This is a genomic window from Arthrobacter sp. Soc17.1.1.1, assembly GCF_036867195.1.
Classification (GTDB): Bacteria; Actinomycetota; Actinomycetes; order Actinomycetales; family Micrococcaceae; genus Arthrobacter_D.
This window is the reverse complement of the sequence record NZ_JBAJII010000001.1, coordinates 3,353,495-3,368,495: the sequence shown is the minus strand read 5'-3', so window position 1 is coordinate 3,368,495 and position 15,001 is coordinate 3,353,495. Positions and strand designations below refer to the sequence as shown.

The window sequence follows — 15,001 nt, the reverse complement described above, 5'->3', positions numbered from 1 at the left end:
CGGCTCCTCATTGACATTCGTGGTGTGCGTCACCCATGATCACCCGGACAACAAATGTTCACTGGGGGACAACAGGAGGACGGAAGAGGGCTGCATGCCGAACGAGAACCTGACCGACGAGGACGTCCTCGCTGCGGCGACTGCCCTGGTCGATGCCTTCCGGGCCACGGACACCCGCGCCTACTTCGGGTGCTTCGCGGAGGATGCGACGTTCGTGTTCCACACGGAACCCCGCCGGCTGGACAGCAGGGCGGACTACGAGCAGCTCTGGGCCGGCTGGCTCGCCGACGGCTGGCGCGTCACCGGGTGCATCAGCAGCAATCCGCGGGTGCAGCTCCTCGGCGACACGGCCGTGTTCACCCACGACGTCAGGACCACCACGGCCGTCGGCGGTGTCTCCGATACCACCCGGGAACGCGAGACGATCGTGTTCCGCCGCTCCGGGACCGCCCTCCACGCCGTCCACGAGCACCTGAGCCCCCTTCCCGCCGCTGCCCCTGAGGAGAGCGCATCATGACCGACACCACCACCTCGGCCTACCGGCGCCTGTCGAACCACCTCGACAAGAACTCCGACGGCTACGGACCCCTCCGCGGCACCCTCGGAACCGCGCGCATGGGGATGATCTGGCTGGCGGCGAACCTCGTCGTCACGACCCTGCTGACGGGGACGCTGTTCGTGCCCGGCATCAGCTGGGGGCTCGCCGTGGGCATGATCGTCCTGGGCACCCTGATCGGCGGTTCGGTCCTCGTGCTGGTCGGCAACATGGGCACCCGCACCGGCCTGCCCACGATGTCGCTCACCAAGGGGTCCTTCGGCCTCCGCGGGTCCTTCCTGCCCGTCGCCGCGAACGTGGTGACCCTCATGGGCTGGAGCTGGGTGCAGGCGATGCTCGCCGGGGTCACGGTGAACTTCCTCGTCGAGCAGGCCACCGGCTTCTCGAGCCCCGTCCTGTTCTCGGTCCTGTGCCAGCTGCTCGTGGTGTGCCTGGCGGTCTTCGGCCACACCGGCATCGCGCGCGTCGAGCCATGGCTCGCCCTCGTGATCCTCGCGTTCATGGCGTATGTCTTCACCGTCGCGTTCCTCGCGCACAGCCCGGCGGAGTTCTCCGCGATCCCGCAGGACGCCGCGGCCGGCTGGACGCCCGTCGCCGCGCTCGACGTCGTGATCGCGACCGCGATCTCCTGGACCGTCCTGTCCGCCGAGTTCAACCGCCTCGCCCGGACGCAGCGCGCGGGGATCATCGGTTCCGGCATCGGGTACACGCTGTCCACCGTGCTCGCCATGACGCTGGGGGCCACCGCCATCGGCTACGTGGTGCTCGACGGCGGCGAGGCGGTGCCGTTCGATCCGACCGTGATCGTCGCCGCCTTCGGTGCGCCGGTGGCCGTCGTGATCTTCCTGTCCGTCATGGCCACGAACACCATGGTGGTCTACGGCATGGTGGCCTCGGTGGTGAACATGACGCCCTCACGCAGGATCACGTTCCTGCCGACGGCGATCATCCTCGGCGCGGTCTCGATCCTCGGCTCCACCTGGCTCGCCCTCCTCGACCGGTTCACGGCGTTCCTCACGGTCATCGGGGCGCTGTTCATCCCGGTGTTCGCCATCATGATCGTGGACTACTACCTGGTGCGGTCACGCCACTACGGGCGGGACATCCTGCAGGCCCGGGGCGGGGAGTACTGGTACACCGGCGGCGTCAACGTCGCGGCCGTCCTGGTGTGGCTCGTCGGAGCAGGCGCCTCCCTGCTCCTGACCTACGTGGTGCCGAGCCCCATCGGCGCCACCATCCCCACCTTCGTGCTCTCCGCGCTGCTCTACCTCGGCTGGGCGGCCGCCACCCGGCGGATCGACCGGACGCGACGCCCGCACGTCCACCTCCTCCAGCTGCCCGAATCGCGGCCCACCCATGCGGATCACTGATCTCTCCCAGCCCATCCGTACGGGGATGCAGGTGTACCCCGGGGATCCGGAGGTCACCGTGACCACGGTCGCGACCGTCGCGCAGGACGGGTACCAGGTGGCGTCCCTCCACGCCGGCTCGCACACCGGCACCCACCTCGACGCGCCCCTGCACTCGATCCTCGGCGGTGAGTCGGTGGACGGCATCGACCTCGGGCGGCTCGTCGGGCCGGCGCGCATCGTGCAGTGCGGCTCGCCCGCTCCGCACGAGGCCATCCGGTGGGCGTCGGTGGCCGGTCAGCTGCAGGACCTCGACGGGATCGCGATGGTGCTGTTCAACACCGGATGGTCCGAACACTTCGGCTCGCCACGCTACCTCGAGCATCCCGTCCTCGCGGTCGAGGTGGCCGAGGGGCTGCTCGCGGCGGGCATCACGGTGGTCGGCGTCGACACGCTCAACCCGGACTCCACACTGCGGAACGACGGCGTCCTGCCCTTCCACACCGTGTTCCTCGGGGCGGGCGGGGTGATCGTCGAGAACCTCGCGAACCTCGGCGCCGTGGACCGCGACCGCCCGGTGGTCTCGGTGCTCCCGCTGGCCCTCGCCGGAGCGGACGGCGCCCCCGTCCGCGCGGTCGCCATGGAGCCGATCGGCGCCTAGTCCGGGCTGCCGCGGCCCGAGCGGCCCACGGCTCCCCGGCATCGGATGCGGGGAACCCGTGGACGCGCGGCTGACCGGATCCCCGGCCGCCCGGCTTCGGGGGAGGCGGGCGTCCGGGGAGGGGATCAGTCGGTGCTGGAGAGCGTGGCGATCTCCTCGGACGAGAGTTCGAGCCCGGCGGCCCGGGCCGAGTCCTGGATGCTCTCGGGGCGGGAGGCGCCCGGGATCGGGATGACCGTCGGGGCGAGCGCCAGTTCCCAGGCCAGGCACACCTGCTGCGGGCTGACCCCGTGCCGGTCCGCGATCTCCTGGAACGGCGCGAAGTGCTCCCCGAGCCCGCCGGCCTTCTTGATGCCGCCGAGAGGGCTCCACGGCAGGAAGGCGATGCCGTTCTCGCCGCAGTACCGCAGTTCGTCCTCGCTCGAGCGGAAGGCCGGGGAGAACTGGTTCTGCACGGAGACGAGCCGTCCACCGAGGATCTCGTCGGCCTGCCGGATCTGGTCCACGGTGGCGTTGGAGATGCCCGCCATCCGGATCACCCCCTCGTCGAGCAGGTCCTTGAGGGCGCCGACGGAGTCCTCGTAGGGGACCTCGGGATCCGGGCGGTGGTACTGGTAGAGGTCGATCGCATCCCCGCCGAGGCGCTTGAGGGATGCCTTGGCCGCCTCCTTGAGGTAGTCGGGGTGGCCGTTCAGGGTCCACGAGCCGTCGCCGGGGCGGAGGTGCCCGCCCTTGGTGGCGACGAGCACGCCGGAGCTGTCTGCACCGTAGGTGGCCAGGGCCTTCGCGATGAGCGACTCGTTGTGCCCCACCTCGTCGGCGTCCCGGTGGTAGGCGTCCGCCGTGTCGATCAGGGTGATGCCGGCGTCCAGGGCCGCGTGGATGGTGCGGATGGAGCGGTCCTCGTCGGGGCGTCCCTCGATGGACATGGGCATGCCGCCCAGACCGAGGGCGCTGACCGGGGTTCCGCCGAGTGTGCGCTGCTGCATTGTCGTTCTCCTTGGGATAGACGTGCCGCCGTCATGGTAAGCATGCTTCCCATCTATCCGCGAACGGAACTCCCGCCCTCCTGGTCGGTTGTGAAGAGCCTCCGGACCACGCGGCCCTCGGCGAGTGCGTCGAGGCTCTCGTTGAGATCGGCCAGCGGTCGGGTGTCGGTGTGGAGCAGCTCGACGGGCAGGCGCCCCTGCCGCCAGAGGTCGAGGTACGCCGGGATGTCGCGTTCGGGGACGGCGTCACCCATGTAGGAGCCGAGCAGGCGGTGTCCCAGGCCGGCGAACTGCAGGGCCTGCGTGGTGAGCTGATGGTCAGGGTGCGGCAGCCCGACGGACACGAGCGCGCCGCCGCGGGCGAGCAGCTGCAGGCCGGCGTCCATCACCCGCGCGCTGCCCACGGCCTCGATCACCACATCGGCCCCACCGTCGGTCGCCTCCTCGACGAGTGCGGCGGCGTCCTCCGGCGCGCACGCGTGCCGGGCTCCGCAGCGCAGGCCGAGCTCCTGCTTCGACGCGAGGGGGTCCACGGCGACCACCGTGGTCCCGGGGACCTGCGCCGCGGCCATCACCGCCATCAGCCCCACCGCGCCCAGGCCGAACACGACGACGGACTGGCCCTCCTGCACCGCGGCGGTGTTCAGCACGGCCCCGATGCCCGTCAGGGCCGCACAGCCGAACATGGCGGCGATGTCGAAGGGCACGTCGTCGTCGATCACCACCACCGACTCGCGGGCCACGACCGCGTAGTCGGCGAAGGCGGACACGCCGAGGTGGTGGTTGATGCGCCCGCCGTCCGCGGACCTCAGGACGGCGGGACCGTGCAGGAGGTCGCCGGTGCCGTTCGCCTCCGCGCCGCGGTAGCAGAGCGCCGGGCGCCCCGCGGAGCACGCCCGGCAGGAGCCGCACGACGGGACGAACACGAGGACCACGCGGTCGCCCGCGTGGACGCCCTCCACGCCGTCGCCCACGCGCTCCACGACGCCGGCGGCCTCGTGGCCGAGCGCCATGGGCAGGGGGCGGATCCGTGAGCCGTCGATGACGGACAGGTCCGAGTGGCAGAGGCTTGCCCGGACGATCCGCACCAGCAGCTCGCCCGGCCGGGGCTCCGGGACGGGGAGCGCTTCGATCGAGAGGGGGTTGCTCCCCGCGTAGGGGGCGGGCAGGGCGGCGGCGCGAAGCACCGCGGCGCGCATCATCGAGCTCATGGGATCCCCTTCGTCACGGTCCTGCGGATGGCGCCAGTCTAGGGCGGGAGGGCCGGTACAGGCACAATGGATCAAGCGCGCACCAAGGACCCAGGCCGGCACACGACCCCCGAGGAGACCTGCAGCATGGAAGTACCGATCTACGTCTGGACCGCCACGGTGATCGGCATCGTGGGACTGCTCCTGTTCGACTTCTTCTTCCATGTGCGGAAGGCGCACACGCCGACGCTCCGCGAGTCCGCCGTCTGGTCCTCGATCTACGTGGGCATCGCGCTGCTGTTCGGCGTCGGTGTGCTCGTCTTCGGCGGTCCCACCATGGGGACCGAGTACTTCGCGGGCTACGTCACGGAGAAGGCGCTGTCCGTCGACAACCTCTTCGTGTTCCTCATCATCATGTCGAGCTTCAAGGTGCCGCGGGCGGACCAGCAGAAGGTGCTGCTGTTCGGCATCGTCTTCTCGCTCATCGCCCGCACCGGCTTCATCTTCCTCGGCGCCGCGCTGATCAACAGCTTCGCCTGGGTGTTCTACATCTTCGGCCTGATCCTGCTGATCACCGCCGGGAACCTGCTCAAGCCGGGCGGGCACGACGACGAGGGCGAGAGCCTCATCATCCGGCTCGCCAAGCGCTTCCTGCCGGCCTCCGAGCACTACGACGGCGACAAGCTGTTCACCGTCGAGGACGGCAAGCGCGTCCTGACGCCGATGCTGCTGGTCATGGTGGCGATCGGCGCCACCGACATCCTCTTCGCCCTCGACTCCATCCCGGCGATCTTCGGCCTGACGCAGAACACGTTCATCGTGTTCACCGCGACGGCCTTCTCCCTCATGGGCCTGCGCCAGCTGTTCTTCCTCATCGACGGGCTGCTGGACCGCCTGATCTACCTGTCCTACGGTCTCGCCGTGATCCTCGGGTTCATCGGCGTGAAGCTCATCCTCCACGCCCTGCACGAGAACAACCTGCCGTTCATCAACAACGGGGAGCACGTCGACGTCGTCGAGATCAGTACCGGGCTCTCCCTCAGCGTGATCCTCGGCGTGCTGATCGTGACCGTCCTGGCCTCCGTCCTCAGCCCGAAGGGCCGGGCGAAGAACGCGATCTCCGGCGCCAAGCGCCATGCCGCCGAATACCTCGACCTCAACTACGAGACGGACATCACCGAGCGCGAGAAGATCTACGACAGGCTGTGTGCCGAGGAGCAGGACCTCCGGAAGCTGCCTGAGAAGTACAAGCGCCTCATCCGCAACGAGACGGCCTTCATGGAGATGATCCGGAAGGCGCACGCCGAGCACGACGCCGCCCTCGAGCGGGAACCCGGCCGGTAGGGGCTACTGCCGCGGACGGGAGACGGCGCGGCTCACGACCGCGCTGTCGAGGATCTCGCCGAGGAGTTCCATGGGCGCACCCGGAGGCAGGGGTACGCCGGGGCGGCCGGCCAGGGCGCCGGCGTCGAGCCCGGCCAGGAAGAGCGAGCCGAAGGTGGCCGCCGTGTGCGGGGCAGCGAGCGACGCCATCGGGAGCGGGAGGGCGTCCTCGACCCCGTCCTCGTGCTGCAGGTGCAGGAGGGCCGTCCCGGACGCCGGGCGCCAGGAGTAGGGTGCGCGGCAGAGCGTCGCCTCCTCCTCGGGGAGCACGTCGTCGATCAGTTCGTTGACGGCCTGGGAGACGAGATCGGCGTCGTCGCCGTCGAGCGGGGCCAGGCCGTGCAGGTACGCGTCGAACCCGAAGTAGTCGGTGGGCCCGCCCATGGCGCAGTAGTGCATCCAGGTCTCGTACACGGACAGCCCGGCGAAGTCCATCGCCGACAGGGTGCCGTCGTTCTGCATGTCATCAACTCCTCGTTCGGGCCGTTCCGTTCTCCGATCCTTCCGGGTGCAACTCAACTCAACCGGATGTCGCGGCTCAGTTTTGCCGCAACCCGTCCGCCGTACCTCAAGGCAGACCGGAGAAAACACGGGAGACCGACACATCCGGGCGCGGAGCGGCGCCGAATACCGGGAACCAGTGTCGACGCCGATGAGGGCGGTTCCCCCGTGAAGGCAGTTCCCCAGCAATGGATGACCCGGCAGGTCCTCGCCGAGGCGGGCGTGGATCCCTTCGAGGTGTGGGTGGTCTACGTCGGCCTCGGCGGGACGGGCGAGGGCCTCCTCGTGGACGGCTACCTGAGCGGTCTGCTGCCCGCACCGCGCACCGACCGCGACCTCATCTCCCGAGCCGTCAACGTCCTCGTCGAGGAACGGCCCGACACCGGCGGGCATGCACCCCTGCGCGGTGACCCGGCCTGGCAGGGCGCGGAGGCCTTCGGCTCCTATCCGGGGTCCGACGTGGTCCCGGCGGACCTGATCCGCCCGCTGGTCAGCGCGTCCGCCGCGGACGACCTGCGCCTGGAGTCGCTGGAGCGCGCAGGGCTCCTGCGCGGCGGCAGCAGGAGGCAGCTCGACGCCGTGACCGCCGAGGCCGCGCGGCGCTTCCCGGGCTGCGCGTCCTCGCTCGCCCTCGCCACGAGGAGGCACCACGTCGTCACGTCCGCGGCCGGCAGCATCGGACAGGCCGACGCTCAGGAGGCCTTCTTCTGCCACCGCACCATCGACGGCCCGGGGCCGTTCATCGTCACCGACGCCCTCCACGACCCCCGGGTGTCCTCGGACCCCCTCGTGGTCGGGGAACCCCATCTCCGGTTCTACGCGGGATACCCCGTGCTCGGGCCGGGCGGCTGGCGCATCGGCTCGCTCTGCGTCGTCGCCGACCGGCCCCGGGGGTTCTCCCTGGCGGACGCACGGTCCCTGCGGATCCTCGCGGCATCCGTGCAGGGTCTCATCGGCGTCTAGCGGCATCCGCCGGTGGCCGGTGGTGGTCGGCGGCAGCCGGCCGGCGCAGGGCCTTCCCGGGCGGCGCCCGGTCAGTGGATGAGCTTGAGCCCGATCACGCCGCCGACGATCATGAGGAGGAACACGATCTTCAGCAGCGACGCCGGTTCGGTACCCGTGGCCATCGCGTAGACGACGGTGAGCGATGCCCCGATCCCCACCCAGACGGCGTAGGCCGTGCCGACGGGCAGGGTCCGCATGGCGTAGGCGAGGCCTGCCATGCTCGCGACGATGGCGACGCCGAACACGACGGTGGGTGCGAGTCTGCTGAAGCCGTCGGACTTGCCGAGGGCGGTGGCCCAGACGGCTTCGAGGACTCCGGAGATCACGAGGACGAGCCAGGCCATGATTCTCTCCCTGGGCCGTCTTGTCGCACACCGGGTACGGCACCCATCGTCCGGGAGGCGGCGCGTGACCGCCTCACCGTCCATGGTGGCACGCCGCCGGGACCGGCGCACGGCCGGAAACGGTGATCCTGCACACCGGGCTCCCGGCACCGGGCCAGGGAGGAGGGCAGGGGCGGGGTCAGGCCACCGTGACCCGGCCCTGCTCCACGCTCCAGCGCCCGTCGAGGCGGACGTTCTCCAGCAGCCGGCGATCGTGGGTGACGAGCAGCAGGGCGCCCGTGTAGGACTCGAGGGCGTCCTCGAGCTGCTCGATCGCCGGCAGATCGAGGTGGTTCGTCGGTTCGTCGAGGACGAGGAGGTTCACGCCACGTGCCTGCAGCAGGGCGAGCCCGGCGCGTGTCCGCTCCCCGGGGGAGAGGGAACCGACGACGGCGCGTACCTGGTCGGCCTTCAGCCCGAACTTCGCGAGCAGGGTCCGCACCTCGCCCTGCGAGAGGTCCGGCACGAGTGCCTCGAACGCGGCGCCGAGGGGGAGGGTGTCGTCGAGCTGGCCGCGCGCCTGGTCGATCTCGCCCACGGCGACGCTCGCGCCCAGGGCGGCGGCGCCGTCGTCGGGCTGCTGGTGACCGAGCAGGAGGCGCAGCAGCGTCGACTTGCCGGCGCCGTTGGGGCCCGTGATCCCGATGCGCTCGCCGGCATCGACCTGCAGCGAGACCGGTCCGAGGGTGAAGCCGCCCTGTGTGAGCGAGGCGTTGTTCAGGGTCGCGACGACGGCGCTCGAGCGCGGTGCCGCGCCGATGGTGAACTGCAGCTGCCACTCCTTGCGCGGCTCCTCGACCTCCTCCAGGCGTGCGATGCGCGACTCCATCTGGCGGACCTTCTGCGCCTGCTTCTCGGAGGACTCGGCGCTCGCCCTGCGGCGGATCTTGTCGTTGTCGGGGTTCTTCTTCAGCGCGTTGCGCACGCCCTGCGAGCTCCACTCCCGCTGCGTCCGGGCGCGCCCCACGAGGTCCTGCTTCTTCTCGGAGTACTCCTCGTACGCCTCGCGGGCGTGCCGCCGCGCCACGGCGCGTTCCTCGAGGAAGGCGTCGTACCCGCCGTCGTACACGGCCACCCTGTTCTGCGCGAGGTCGAGTTCGACGACCGTGGTGACGCACCGGGCGAGGAACTCGCGGTCGTGGGAGACGAGGACGACGCCGCCGCGCAGGTTCTGGATGAACGCCTCGAGGCGTTCGAGTCCGGCGAGGTCGAGGTCGTTGGTGGGCTCGTCGAGCAGCACGACGTCGAAGCGGCTGAGCAGCAGGGCGGCCAGGGCCACCCGGGCGAGCTGCCCGCCGGAGAGCGCGGTGGTGAGGGACGCGGGGTCGATGCCGCCGGCGACGTCCGCCAGCACGGCCGGCATGCGGTCCTCGAGGTCCACGGCGCCGGACGCCATCCAGTGGTCGAGCGCGGCGGCATAGGCGTCGTCGGCGCCCTGCGCGCCGCTTCCCAGGGCCGCGGCGGCGTCCTCCATGGCGGTGGTCGCCGCCGTCGTGCCGGTCCGGCGGCCGATGTACGCGGCGACGGTCTCGCCGTCGAGCCGCTCGTGCTCCTGCGGCAGCCACCCCACGAAGGCGTTCGGGGGCTTGGTCCGCACGGTGCCCGCGAGCGGGGTGTCGGCTCCGGCGAGCAGGCGCAGGAGCGTCGTCTTGCCCGCACCGTTCGCGCCCACCACGCCGACGACGTCACCCGGCGCGACCGTGAGGTCGAGCTTCGAGAAGAGGGTGCGGTGGGCGTGGCCCCCGGACAGGTCCTTCGCCACGAGGGTTGCAGTCATCCGTCCAGTCTAGGAGGCGCTGCACCGGCCCGACGAGCCGGCCCGGCGGGGGGCAGGACCCGGCCGGGACGCCGTTCAGCCGCCGATGCGCCAGATGCTGTACTCGTCGAGGTCCAGGATGGCGCGCTGGCCGGTCATGTCGTCGCGGATCCAGGCGACGCCGAGGGCGGGAGCGGTGTCCTCGACGTATCCGCGGTAGTGCACGTCGCCCCTGCGGCGCGCCTCGACGAACGTCCCGGTGCCGAGGGCTGCGAGATCGAGGATGCGGGCGGTGGTGTGGGTGGCGATGGCGGTCATCGGTGCTCCTTGGTTCGGTGCTGCCCGCTGAGACGGTGGGCGGCTTCCTCCATGGTCGGGGAGCGGTGTTGCCCGCATGTTTCGGGGAGATTATCTTCTCCGGTCAGGCCCGCGCGTCGTCACCGGCACGCGCGGAGAGGACTGCGCAGGCTGCTGATCGTTGCCTAAGCTACGTGAATGACTGCACCCGCACGGCCGGATACGGCCTACCTGGCATCGATCGACGAGCGGACACGCTCCCTGCTGGCCGAGGCGGTGCCGGTTCCGTCACCGTTCGCGGGTGCACCCGCCGATCTGTCCGACGACGTCGAGCAGGGGGTGGAAGCGGTCGCGGAGCGCCTGCGGCACGTCGTCCGGCACCTGCACGCCCACCCGGAGACCGCGTTCAGGGAGCACTCCAGCGCAGCGCTGCTCCAGCAGGAAATCCAGCGCCACGGCAGCGAGGCGCGCCTCGGGGAGTACGGCGTGGAGACATCGGTGCGGGCGGAAGCGGGGAGCGCGGAGCGGGGACCCACCATCGCGATCCTCGCCGAGTACGACGCCCTGCCCGGGATAGGCCACGCCTGCGGCCACAACGTCATCGCGGCGGCCGGTCTCGGCGCCTTCCTGGCCCTGGCAGCGCACGCGGACCGGCTGCCGGGCCGCGTCCTGTTCCTCGGCACTCCGGCGGAGGAAGGCCACTCGGGCAAGGAGGTCATGGCGCGCCACGGGGCGTTCGACGACGTGGACGCCGCGATCATGGTGCACCCCTACGGCTACGACCTCGCCGATCAGGTCTGGCTCGGGCGCCGCCTGCTGACCCTCACCTTCACGGGGGTCGAGGCGCACGCGTCCGCGCAGCCCTTCATGGGCAGGAACGCGCTCGACGCCGCGAGCCTCGCCTACCAGGGCATCGGACTGCTCCGGCAGCAGCTGCCGCCGTCGGACCGCGTGCACGCCACCATCACGGAGGGCGGCGAGAGCCCCAACATCATCCCCGGGCGTGCCGTGATGAAGCTCTACGCGCGATCGCAGCAGCCCGCGACCCTGAAGGACCTCAGTGCGCGGCTGGAGGACGTGGCCCGTGGTGCGGCGCTGATGACGGGGACGGCCGTGGACCTGCAGTGGGACGAGCACCCGCCGTCGCTGCCCATCCGCACGAACGGGGCGCTCACGGGCCGGTGGGTCGCGGCGCAGCAGCGGCGGGGCCGCTCCCCGCTGCCCCTCGGTGTCGTCTCGGAGACACTCGCCGCATCGACCGACTTCGGGAACGTCAGCTACCGCGTCCCCGGGATCCACCCCCTGATCCGCATCGCGGAGCCCTCCACCCCCCTGCACACGCGAGGGTTCGCCGAGGCAGCCGGGAGTGCCGCTGCCGAGCAGGGCGCGCTGGACGGCGCCGTCGGGCTGGCGCTCACGGCCCTGGACTACCTCGTCGACGAGTCCCTCCGCGCGGCCGTGCACGAGGAGTTCGCGACGCAGGGCGGCGCGATCGACGTGCCCGGCTACTTCGCCTGACGCCCATGCACTGAAGGACCGACGCACCGCCCGACGCACCGCCCGACGCACCGACCGCCAAGGAGAACGCATGTCGACCACTGCAGCACCCCGCCCGGGATTGACGGACCGGTTCCTCACGGGCGTGGAGAGGGTGGGCAACAGACTGCCCGACCCGTTCATGCTCTTCCTGATCCTCTTCGGCATCACGGCCGTGGTCACCACCGGCATGGCGCTCGGCGATGTCACCGTGCAGGTGCCGGGCGCCGAGGAGGCGACGGTCATCAAGGGTCTCTTCACCGCGGAGGGCCTGACGTGGCTCACGGAGAACCTCGGCGCCAACTACCTCGGCTTCCCGCCGCTGGCCACGGTGCTGCCGATCCTGCTCGCCGTCGGCGTGGCCGAGAAGTCCGGCCTGCTGGGGGCCCTGATCCGCAAGGTGTTCGGCTCGGCACCCCGCTGGGCCCTGCCGTACGCGGTGGGCTTCGTCGGCGTGGTCGGGTCCGTCATGTCCGACTCCGCCTTCGTCATCATCCCGCCGCTCGCGGCCCTCGTCTTCAAGGCCGCGGGGCGGCATCCGGTGGCCGGGCTGCTCGGCGGCTTCGCGGCGGCGGGCGCGGGATATTCCACGAACCTGCTCGTCACGAGCCTCGATGCCCTGTTCGCCGGCATCACGACGGCGGTCACCGAGAGCCTGCCCAACGCCGGCGCGCCCGTCACGCCGCTCTCGAACTACTACTTCAACATCGCGTCCTCGCTCGTGCTGATCGTCATCGCCGGGTTCATCATCGACAGGGTGCTCGAACCCCGGCTCGCCCGGCAGGGCGTCCCCGTCGACGAGATGGTGGAGGACGGCGAGCACGCCGCGGCGCCCGTGGTCCTGAAGGCCGACCTGGAGCCGCAGGAGGCGCGCGGCCTGCGCTGGGCGCTGATCGTCGGAGGCATCGTCGCCGTGGCGATCCTGGTCGCCGTGATCATCCCGGACTCGCCCTGGCGGAACGAGACGGGCGGGTTCCTGCCGCGCTCGCCGCTGCTGAGCTCGATCGTCTTCATCGTCTTCCTGCTCTTCACCGTTCCGGGACTCGTGTACGGACGGGTCGTCGGCACCATCACCACGGGGCGCGACGTACCCCGCGTCATGGGCGAGGCCATCAAGGACATGGCGGGCTTCCTGGTGCTCGCGTTCATCCTCGGCCAGTTCATCGCCCTGTTCAACTGGTCCGGCATCGGCTCGTGGATCGCCGTCGCCGGGGCCTCGGGCCTCGAGACGATCGGCCTGACCGGCTACCCGGCGGTGCTCGCGTTCATCCTCCTGGCGTCCGTCCTGAACCTGTTCATCATCTCCGGATCCTCGATGTGGACGCTCATGGCCTCGGTCTTCGTGCCGTTGTTCGCGCTGCTCGGGTACGAGCCCGCGTTCATCCAGGGCGCGTTCCGCGTCGGCGACTCGGCCACCCAGGTCATCACGCCGCTGAACCCGTACATGATCGTGCTGCTGACCATGCTGCGGAAGTACGAGCCGGACGCCGGCCTCGGCACCCTCATGGCCCGGATGCTCCCCTTCGTGGTGCCGTTCTGGCTCGCCTGGGTGGCCATCCTGACGGTGTTCTTCTACCTCGACCTGCCGCTCGGACCGGGCAACGGCATCTTCATCGAGGAGTAGCCGCCGCGGGCGGCCCGCCGGTCAGCGGACGACGTCGTACACGGCCAGCGTGATGCCGTTCGGATAGGCGGTGTGCTCCACGAGGGAGAGCGCCGTCTTGGTCGCCTGCGGCGCGTCGTCGAACAATCGCTTGCCGGAGCCGAGCAGGACCGGGAAGACGAGCAGGTGGTAGCGGTCCACGAGGCCCGCGGTCGCGAGGTTCTTCGCGAGGGTCCCGCTGCCGTGCACCAGGATGGCCCCGCCGTCCTCCTGCTTCAGCCGGGCGACGTCGTCGAGGGACCGCAGCACGGTGGTGTTGTTCCACGCGGGGTCGGTCAGCGTGCTGGACACGACGTACTTCGGCATGGCGTTGTACTCGGCGAACTCGTCCATGGTGGGCCATACGGGGGCGAACTCGTCGTAGCTGACCCGTCCCAGCAGCAGGGCGGTCGCCTCGTCCTGCTCGCGGCCCTTGATCTCGTAGGCCGCCTCGTCGAACTCGATGTCCTTGAAGGTCCAGCCGGCGTGCGGATGGTCGCCGCCGCCCGGCGAGTCGATGACGCCGTCGAGCGAGATGAGTTCGGTGACGATGAGTGTGCGCATGGTGTTCCCTCTCCATGGTGGCGGATCGTCCGGCCCCACCGGCACGGCAGGACGGCGATCCGGTGTGTCAGATCGAACTGTAGACGGGCCGTGCGTCCGGAACTCATCGGGCGCGCCTGCGGAGCGCCAGGGGGCCGTCCGGGCGGGCGCCGGCCGTACCGTCCGGAATAGGTGCCCGGACGCACGGGTTATGCCGCCAGATCACCTCGTCGACGGAAGGACCCCTGTGACCACGGTCTACGCACTGCACGAGAACCCGGAGTGGTTCCCGCCGTTCGCCCGCGCCTTCGAGGCCGAGGGCGTCGAGGTGGTCGAGTGGCTGCTCACGGACGGGGTGCTGGACCTCGACTCCACGCCGCCGGAGGGCATCTTCTGGTCCCGCATCAGCGCCTCGGCGCACACGCGGGACCACGCCCTGTCCAAGGACTACGCCCGGTCCGTCCTGTCGTGGCTCGAGGCCCACGGGCGCCGCACCGTGAACGGGCGGCGCGTCCTCGAGCTCGAGATGAGCAAGGTGGACCAGCTGACCGCGCTGCGCGCGGCCGGCATCGAGACCCCGCGGACCGTGGCCGCCATCGGACGGGAGCGCATCCTCGAGGCCGCCGAGGGTTTCGCGACGCCCTTCATCGTCAAGCACAACCAGGGCGGCAAGGGCCTGGGCGTGCGGAAGTTCGATGCGCACGAGGACCTGGCCGCCTACGTGGGCTCACCGGACTTCGAGGAGCCGCAGGACGGCATCACGCTCGTCCAGGAGTACATCCAGGCCGCCGAGCCCTTCATCACCCGCGCGGAGATCGTGGGCGGCACGTTCGTCTACGCCATCACGGCGGACACCGCCCGCGGCGGCTTCCAGCTGTGCCCCGCCGATGCCTGCGCGATCGACCCGGACACCGGCAGGCCGATCATGCCGCCCGGTGCCACGATCGCCCCCGAACCGGGCCAGCAGCTCTTCAGCCTCCGCGAGGGATTCAGCCACCCCGTGATCGCGCAGTTCGAGGAGTTCGCCCGGCGCAACCACCTCGAGGTGTGCGGCATCGAGTTCATCGAGACGGCGGACGGGCGCGTGGTGACGTACGACGTCAACACGAACACCAACTACAACGCGGTCGTCGAGGCAGTGGCCCCGAAGTCCGCGCCGCGGGAGCTCGCCCGGTACCTGAAAACGCTCGCCTGACGGATACACCCGGTG

15 protein-coding genes and 1 riboswitch are annotated in these 15,001 nt (G+C 70.8%); of the genes, 8 read left to right on the top strand and 7 right to left on the bottom strand.

All coding sequences use genetic code 11. The features are described from left to right. Positions 1-94: 94 nt before the first annotated feature. Genes V6S67_RS15555 through V6S67_RS15545 form a run of 3 tightly spaced genes read left to right on the top strand, consistent with a single transcriptional unit; the run spans position 95 to position 2,566 of the window. Positions 95-517: a YybH family protein gene (locus V6S67_RS15555; protein ID WP_334211084.1), complete on the top strand. Its 423-nt coding sequence runs from the start codon at positions 95-97 to the stop codon at positions 515-517. Beyond that, positions 514-1,926: a purine-cytosine permease family protein gene (locus V6S67_RS15550; RefSeq protein WP_334211083.1), complete on the top strand. Its 1,413-nt coding sequence runs from the start codon at positions 514-516 to the stop codon at positions 1,924-1,926. Before V6S67_RS15555 ends, V6S67_RS15550 begins: the two co-directional genes overlap by 4 nt. Next, positions 1,913-2,566 carry a cyclase family protein gene (locus V6S67_RS15545; protein WP_334211082.1) on the top strand — a complete coding sequence of 218 codons (654 nt, stop codon included), beginning with the start codon at positions 1,913-1,915 and terminating at the stop codon, positions 2,564-2,566. Before V6S67_RS15550 ends, V6S67_RS15545 begins: the two co-directional genes overlap by 14 nt. A gap of 125 nt (positions 2,567-2,691) precedes the next feature. Here the strand turns inward: V6S67_RS15545 and V6S67_RS15540 are convergent, their stop codons facing one another. Both V6S67_RS15540 and V6S67_RS15535 read right to left on the bottom strand, forming a co-directional pair. Beyond that, on the bottom strand, positions 2,692-3,555 hold the full coding sequence (locus tag V6S67_RS15540; protein ID WP_334211081.1) for an aldo/keto reductase: 864 nt from the start codon (positions 3,553-3,555) through the stop codon (positions 2,692-2,694). Positions 3,556-3,608: 53 nt separating this feature from the next. Beyond that, a complete protein-coding gene (locus V6S67_RS15535) occupies positions 3,609-4,754 on the bottom strand; it encodes an alcohol dehydrogenase catalytic domain-containing protein (RefSeq protein WP_334211623.1) in 1,146 nt (381 codons plus the stop codon). A gap of 138 nt (positions 4,755-4,892) precedes the next feature. Here V6S67_RS15535 and V6S67_RS15530 point away from each other — a divergent pair, with 138 nt between their 5' ends. Beyond that, positions 4,893-6,089, top strand: a complete 1,197-nt coding sequence (locus V6S67_RS15530) for a TerC family protein (RefSeq protein WP_334211080.1) — start codon at positions 4,893-4,895, stop codon at positions 6,087-6,089. Between the two features lie 3 nt (positions 6,090-6,092). On the opposite strand, the gene V6S67_RS15525 is transcribed toward V6S67_RS15530, so the two are convergent. Continuing rightward, entirely contained in the window at positions 6,093-6,590 is a 498-nt protein-coding gene (locus V6S67_RS15525; RefSeq protein WP_334211079.1) for a hypothetical protein, read from the bottom strand. Between the two features lie 207 nt (positions 6,591-6,797). Between V6S67_RS15525 and V6S67_RS15520 the strand changes: the two genes are divergently transcribed. After that, positions 6,798-7,592, top strand: coding sequence for a GAF domain-containing protein (locus tag V6S67_RS15520; protein ID WP_334211078.1), 795 nt, complete (start codon positions 6,798-6,800; stop codon positions 7,590-7,592). 71 nt (positions 7,593-7,663) lie between these two features. Here V6S67_RS15520 and V6S67_RS15515 read toward each other — a convergent pair whose 3' ends face one another. From V6S67_RS15515 to V6S67_RS15505, 3 genes are all read right to left on the bottom strand, one after another. Beyond that, the gene (locus tag V6S67_RS15515) at positions 7,664-7,978 is read right to left on the bottom strand and encodes a DMT family transporter (RefSeq protein ID WP_334211077.1); all 315 of its coding nucleotides are present in this window, start codon (positions 7,976-7,978) and stop codon (positions 7,664-7,666) included. Positions 7,979-7,987: 9 nt separating this feature from the next. Further along, positions 7,988-8,056: riboswitch (guanidine-III (ykkC-III) riboswitch) on the bottom strand. Positions 8,057-8,156: 100 nt separating this feature from the next. Then, the gene (locus tag V6S67_RS15510; protein WP_334211076.1) at positions 8,157-9,794 is read right to left on the bottom strand and encodes an ABC-F family ATP-binding cassette domain-containing protein; all 1,638 of its coding nucleotides are present in this window, start codon (positions 9,792-9,794) and stop codon (positions 8,157-8,159) included. A gap of 75 nt (positions 9,795-9,869) precedes the next feature. Next, a complete protein-coding gene (locus V6S67_RS15505) occupies positions 9,870-10,091 on the bottom strand; it encodes a hypothetical protein (RefSeq protein WP_334211075.1) in 222 nt (73 codons plus the stop codon). Positions 10,092-10,268: 177 nt separating this feature from the next. On the opposite strand from V6S67_RS15505, the gene V6S67_RS15500 reads away from it, so the two are divergent. Together V6S67_RS15500 and V6S67_RS15495 are read left to right on the top strand one after the other, a co-directional pair. Next, positions 10,269-11,588: a M20 family metallopeptidase gene (locus tag V6S67_RS15500; protein ID WP_334211074.1), complete on the top strand. Its 1,320-nt coding sequence runs from the start codon at positions 10,269-10,271 to the stop codon at positions 11,586-11,588. Positions 11,589-11,658: 70 nt separating this feature from the next. Further along, positions 11,659-13,230 (top strand): AbgT family transporter, encoded by a 1,572-nt coding sequence (locus V6S67_RS15495; RefSeq protein ID WP_334211073.1) that lies wholly within the window; start codon positions 11,659-11,661, stop codon positions 13,228-13,230. A gap of 21 nt (positions 13,231-13,251) precedes the next feature. Here the strand turns inward: V6S67_RS15495 and V6S67_RS15490 are convergent, their stop codons facing one another. After that, positions 13,252-13,812 carry a dihydrofolate reductase family protein gene (locus V6S67_RS15490; protein WP_334211072.1) on the bottom strand — a complete coding sequence of 187 codons (561 nt, stop codon included), beginning with the start codon at positions 13,810-13,812 and terminating at the stop codon, positions 13,252-13,254. A gap of 190 nt (positions 13,813-14,002) precedes the next feature. Here V6S67_RS15490 and V6S67_RS15485 point away from each other — a divergent pair, with 190 nt between their 5' ends. Beyond that, positions 14,003-14,986 (top strand): ATP-grasp domain-containing protein, encoded by a 984-nt coding sequence (locus tag V6S67_RS15485; RefSeq protein WP_334211071.1) that lies wholly within the window; start codon positions 14,003-14,005, stop codon positions 14,984-14,986. Positions 14,987-15,001: the final 15 nt, after the last annotated feature.

What these genes read in the sequence shown, in the direction of transcription:
- V6S67_RS15495 (WP_334211073.1), top strand. Translation starts at nt 11,659, where the DNA reads ATGTCGACCACTGCAGCACCCCGCCCGGGATTGACGGACCGGTTCCTC.
- V6S67_RS15550 (WP_334211083.1), top strand. Translation starts at nt 514, where the DNA reads ATGACCGACACCACCACCTCGGCCTACCGGCGCCTGTCGAACCACCTC.
- V6S67_RS15525 (WP_334211079.1), bottom strand. Translation starts at nt 6,590, where the DNA reads ATGCAGAACGACGGCACCCTGTCGGCGATGGACTTCGCCGGGCTGTCC.
- V6S67_RS15510 (WP_334211076.1), bottom strand. Translation starts at nt 9,794, where the DNA reads ATGACTGCAACCCTCGTGGCGAAGGACCTGTCCGGGGGCCACGCCCAC.
- V6S67_RS15530 (WP_334211080.1), top strand. Translation starts at nt 4,893, where the DNA reads ATGGAAGTACCGATCTACGTCTGGACCGCCACGGTGATCGGCATCGTG.
- V6S67_RS15535 (WP_334211623.1), bottom strand. Translation starts at nt 4,754, where the DNA reads ATGCGCGCCGCGGTGCTTCGCGCCGCCGCCCTGCCCGCCCCCTACGCG.
- V6S67_RS15515 (WP_334211077.1), bottom strand. Translation starts at nt 7,978, where the DNA reads ATGGCCTGGCTCGTCCTCGTGATCTCCGGAGTCCTCGAAGCCGTCTGG.
- V6S67_RS15555 (WP_334211084.1), top strand. Translation starts at nt 95, where the DNA reads ATGCCGAACGAGAACCTGACCGACGAGGACGTCCTCGCTGCGGCGACT.
- V6S67_RS15500 (WP_334211074.1), top strand. Translation starts at nt 10,269, where the DNA reads ATGACTGCACCCGCACGGCCGGATACGGCCTACCTGGCATCGATCGAC.
- V6S67_RS15485 (WP_334211071.1), top strand. Translation starts at nt 14,003, where the DNA reads ATGCCGCCAGATCACCTCGTCGACGGAAGGACCCCTGTGACCACGGTC.
- V6S67_RS15545 (WP_334211082.1), top strand. Translation starts at nt 1,913, where the DNA reads ATGCGGATCACTGATCTCTCCCAGCCCATCCGTACGGGGATGCAGGTG.
- V6S67_RS15505 (WP_334211075.1), bottom strand. Translation starts at nt 10,091, where the DNA reads ATGACCGCCATCGCCACCCACACCACCGCCCGCATCCTCGATCTCGCA.
- V6S67_RS15540 (WP_334211081.1), bottom strand. Translation starts at nt 3,555, where the DNA reads ATGCAGCAGCGCACACTCGGCGGAACCCCGGTCAGCGCCCTCGGTCTG.
- V6S67_RS15490 (WP_334211072.1), bottom strand. Translation starts at nt 13,812, where the DNA reads ATGCGCACACTCATCGTCACCGAACTCATCTCGCTCGACGGCGTCATC.